Below are 4,725 nucleotides of genomic sequence, written 5' to 3'. Positions count from 1 at the left end.
ATGCTAGCGGTGATTCTGCCGGTTGGAGGCATCCTGGGCGGTGTTGGAGGCGGGCTGATTGCTGACTGGCTGTCAGTGGGGGCACCATCGTTCAATTTACTTGCTTCTTCAGCGGGGATAACTTCTTCAGAAACAGCGCTCCAACTTTGGTCATTGCGCTGGCAAGCTAGGAGCTTAAGTTCCGCTTTGCTACCCCCACCGAGTAAACCGCCTTTTTGTTTTTGTACTTCTGCTAAATACAGCACACCTTTAATTCCTTTGGATGCACTTAATAGTGTTGTTAGTTGTTAAGAGTTATACATTAAATAATTGTGCGACCTACCATGTTCAAGCACGTAAAAGCAAGACTTGGTAGGCAAAACTATTTATAATCGTGTCATCATATTGTGTACCTATAAAGTAGAGAATGGCTACCGTGTTATCACTGGCTTTAACACAAGCTACTAGCCTAAACTCCAGAAACATGAAAAACAATATTTATATTTTTGATTATATTTTTGATATCAACTTTAAATATAGCTGCATAAATGGGCACAATAAAACCAAGTGTATACGGGAGTGCCTTTAAGTGCCTTGGAGCTAGATGCAGGGAAATTTAAATGAAATTGATATTCGCAGTATCCTGCTACTTATTGAGTTGGGTCAGCGAACGGGGGTACTTTTTGTTGAAAAGGGCGCCGTTTCCTCTAATCATCGGGGTGCAATACAAGCATCAGTAGCAGCAAAAACACAATCTTCATCGGAACACGACTCTACCGAATCTTGGTTTGTGTTTTTTCTCGATGGGCAAATTGTATACGCCAACGATGGAGGGCGAAGCCAATCACGGCTTGATGATTACTTACGTCATTACCGCGTCAAACTCGCACCTGACGCACCTGACAAGTTCTTCAAAAGCGGTAGATTTGACGTTGAGGTACATTTTGAAAAAACTCAACAAGCTTTTTGTACATCGCATCCACTGCCAGAATACAGCCATATATGGACGTTGCTTGAACAAAATATCATTAATACAGCGCAAGCTCGTAGCATTATTCAAGGCTTTATACATGAAACAATCTTTGACCTGTTAAATTTACAGCAAGGAAATTTTATTTTTGAGCAAACTTCCCCACTTGCCCCTGTGTTAACAACTTGGAAGACCGCAGCACTAACTTCGCAAATTATTAGGCAGCTACAAGATTGGAAACAGCTTTACCCCTATATTCAATCCCCCGACCAACTGCCAATGCTAACCTCGGTCGTTCGACTACGGTCAAGAGTCTCAGTGGTAACTGTTAAAAAACTCAAACAATGGGCTGATGGAAAAACTTCCCTCCGGCAACTCGCCCGTTACCTCAACCGCGATGTTTTGACTGTTGCCAAGGCACTATACCCTTATATTCAAAAGGGGTGGGTACAACTTGTATATATGAATACAATAGGATTAATTGAAAGTGAAGTTATAACAGAGGAGAATCAGATAGCAGCAAAAAAAACTATTGTTTTTATCGACCCAGAAGCAAGTATATGTAGCTCGGTCGAGTCTGTTTTGATGTCAGAAGGCTTTAACGCCTGTATTTTCACAAATCCGATACAAGCGCTCAACGGCATCTTTACCCTAAACCCTAATTTAATTATATGTAAGCTGGCCATGCCTTCGTTGAACGGCTACGAGATTTGTGCAATGTTACGTTCGTGCCAAGCATTTCGGTATTTACCGATTATTATGCTAACTGACCGAGATGATTTTGCTCAAGGCGCCAAAGCCAGAATGGCAGGAGCTACAGAGTGTTTAAGTAAACCTTTTAGCAATGCTGAGTTAGTAATGTTAGTCAAAAAGTACTTAAATAATCGTACTTTTGGGAACAAAAAAAATACAGCACTTGTTGATTACACACAATATAGGGTAAAAAATAATATCACATAACTAGCAAAAACTCATCGTTTATAAAATTTGTCAAGGAATAGAATAAATTTATACATAAATCAACCGGGGCAGGGAATGTTCCATAATTTTGGGGACATCTACATTTACAGAGGTAGTAATGGGGTATATGAATACAGTTCTAATTGTGGAAGATAGTATAGCGCAGAGGGAGATGATTACTGACCTCCTTAAGGCCAGTGGGATGACGGTGACTCACGCTGCTGATGGTGTTGAGGCACTTGAGGCGATTTTATCTGAACCCCCTGATTTGGTGGTTTTGGATATTGTGATGCCCAGGATGAATGGTTATGAGGTTTGCCGGCGCCTGAAGTCTGACCCGAAGACTCAAAATGTCCCTGTTGTGATGTGTTCAAGTAAGGGGGAGGAGTTTGACCGCTATTGGGGGATGAAACAAGGCGCCGATGCTTATATTGCTAAACCTTTTCAACCGACTGAGTTGGTGGGTACTGTTAAACAACTTTTGCGAGGTTAAGGATGTTTTTATGAATTTAAAACCTGATTTTTTAGTTGGCGACCCAGGTGACCATTTACGCTCGTCCTTACAAGTGGAAAATCTGACTGGTGAGTTGCATTTGAGGTTTTTTATTCCCTCACGCCAAGAGTTTGCTTTACTAGCAACGGGTATTCGTGAGGTTATTGAACTTAGTCCCGATAGAATTACTCCTATCCCGAATGTCTCTCCTCTTCTTTTGGGTACTCTAAATTTACGAGGTCGTGTTATTTGGGTCGCTGACTTGGGTCAGTTTTTGGGTGACGCGACTCCTCTCAATACTGACCGCGCGGAATTGAGCGTAATTGCTATTGAGGAAACTGATACAATTGTTGGCTTGGCTGTTGATTCTATCGGTGGTATGGATTGGTTGGATGTTCTCAATTTAACGGCGCCTACTAATATTCCAGATACGATGGCGCCGTTTTTAAGAGGAGAGTGGGGAACACAAGTTGACAGCACATTGGCTCTGCGACTGCTAGACCAAACCGCAATTTTGCGGAGTGCGCGTTGGGCAGGTTAATACGAACTTGAGGAGGCAGATAAAATGGCAGGACTTGAAGACGCAGCACAATTATATCAACAGGCTTTAAATGCTTATGCTCAACAAAATTATGAACTTGCAGCAACTTTTATTGACTCTGTTGTTGTAGAATTACCATCAGACCCGAATACGCATTTGCTACGAGGGCATGTTTATTATGTACTGCAAAAGTATGAAATTGCGACCACTGAATACAAAAATGTTTTGTCGCTAACGGATGACCCGGAAATCTCTGGTTTTGCACATAGCGGTTTGGAGAGTATTAATCAATATTTAGGTCAGTTAAACGCAAGTGAGGATATTCCAGAATCAGAAATTAATTTTGATGACTTTGTTGATGCTAGTGAGTTCGATAAGGCAAGCGCAGAAAATTTATCACCGTTTGGCGATATTGATAAAAGCGGGTTTGACTTGAGTGGACTGACTAATTTAATGCACACAGACGCTTTTGGCAAAAAGGAAAGTAATCCTTTTGATATGCCAACTGATAGTACTGTATTTAGTTATAATGATATCGAACAAAATCCATTTACGATAAGTAAGACTGATGTAAATAGTAAAAATAATCAAATCTTACAAGAGAATCAAAATAATTCTGGTTCGGAGTCTCAATTAGAATTACCAGCTTTTTGGGATGAGATGAATTCAAATCATGATGATGATAATAGTAATGGTAGTAATAATATAGAAGTCTCTGACTCTCCGTTTGATATTATTGATGTTGATAGATATGAGTTGCAGCCCGAAGTCTCACTAAACAACTTTGAAGATGTGGCGCCTCCCAATGGTAAGATAAATAGTGTTATTGAAATTAGTATAAATGAGAGTAAAAATGAGAATAGGGATTCAGATGACCTTGAAACTACGGATACTTTAACGTTTGGTATTGATGGTCATGATGGTCATTCTTTTACGACTAAAACTACAGAAACACAAGCGAGAGTAAGCGAATTTTCAACTTTTAGTATTGATGCAACCCAAGATGATAAGCTGTTTACTAAGGAGAAGGACACATCGAATACTAGTAGTTTTGATATAGATGATAGCTTTGATTTTGAAGCTTTTGAGTCGGCTTTTGGTTCTGAAGGTGAATTAGAACAACAACCTTCAAATAAAAGTAATGATACGTCTTCAAAACCGAAAGTAAATTCCCCTACTACTACTAATATTGAATTAAATGAAGATTTTGATGCGTTTGATGACTTTGGTAACATTCCTGGTTTTGATGTAACGGGGTCTACTTTTGGTGGTAACAACTCGTTACATTCCGGTTCATTAAATACGCCAAAACCCACCAACACTACTGCTAGTAGTAATATTGGTAAAACTATTGGTAAAACAAAAACTAGTAATAATTTTGACGCGCGCGACTCAGATGAGTTGTTTAGTATTACTAACTCCCAGGATGCTGTGCCAATTTTTACTGCTTCCGATGTTAGTCGAAGTGAACCACAGGTAAGTGTTGAACAGGGTTTACTGGCGCCATTAGAAAACGCACCTCTAGAAACGAAACAATGGTTTATTGCGGGAACTGTTGGTGTGGTGAGTGCGGTGGTTGTGGCACTGGTTAGCTTTACTGCGGCTAATTTTTCTTCTTCATCGCAACGCGCTTCGGTTCGTAACACTGGTTGGGCAATGTCTTTAGCTGCGGGTATTGTTTCTTTTACCACTGCTGGTTTAATGGGTAATTTAACGCTTAAACAAATTCGTCGCACTACCAAAGATTTACAAAATCAATTTGACTCTGTACGTCAAGGTAAT

5 protein-coding genes are annotated in these 4,725 nt (G+C 40.1%); 4 read left to right on the top strand and 1 reads right to left on the bottom strand.

The features are described 5' to 3' along the window. The coding region (locus AC2JBO_RS41965) for an HmpF-related protein (protein ID WP_496959554.1) at positions 1–245 on the bottom strand (245 nt) is incomplete at its 3' end. A 338-nt stretch (positions 246–583) separates the two neighbouring features. Here AC2JBO_RS41965 and AC2JBO_RS41960 point away from each other — a divergent pair. From AC2JBO_RS41960 to AC2JBO_RS41945, 4 genes are all read left to right on the top strand, one after another. Then, positions 584–1,909, top strand: a complete 1,326-nt coding sequence (locus tag AC2JBO_RS41960) for a response regulator (RefSeq protein WP_496959553.1) — start codon at positions 584–586, stop codon at positions 1,907–1,909. A gap of 127 nt (positions 1,910–2,036) precedes the next feature. Then, positions 2,037–2,402 (top strand): response regulator transcription factor, encoded by a 366-nt coding sequence (locus AC2JBO_RS41955; RefSeq protein ID WP_496959552.1) that lies wholly within the window; start codon positions 2,037–2,039, stop codon positions 2,400–2,402. A 10-nt stretch (positions 2,403–2,412) separates the two neighbouring features. Continuing rightward, a complete protein-coding gene (locus tag AC2JBO_RS41950) occupies positions 2,413–2,943 on the top strand; it encodes a chemotaxis protein CheW (protein WP_496959551.1) in 531 nt (176 codons plus the stop codon). A 24-nt stretch (positions 2,944–2,967) separates the two neighbouring features. Further along, positions 2,968–4,725: tetratricopeptide repeat protein (locus AC2JBO_RS41945; RefSeq protein ID WP_496959550.1), on the top strand; the 1,758-nt coding region annotated here is incomplete at its 3' end.

The organism is Calothrix sp. CBUCES-K 9914 (genome assembly GCF_059640475.1).
Note: the sequence above shows the minus strand (reverse complement) of the source record. Positions and strands in the feature narration are given on the sequence as shown.

Coding starts and splice junctions, on each gene's coding strand:
- AC2JBO_RS41960 (WP_496959553.1), top strand. CDS start 584: ATGCAGGGAAATTTAAATGAAATTGATATTCGCAGTATCCTGCTACTT.
- AC2JBO_RS41955 (WP_496959552.1), top strand. CDS start 2,037: ATGAATACAGTTCTAATTGTGGAAGATAGTATAGCGCAGAGGGAGATG.
- AC2JBO_RS41950 (WP_496959551.1), top strand. CDS start 2,413: ATGAATTTAAAACCTGATTTTTTAGTTGGCGACCCAGGTGACCATTTA.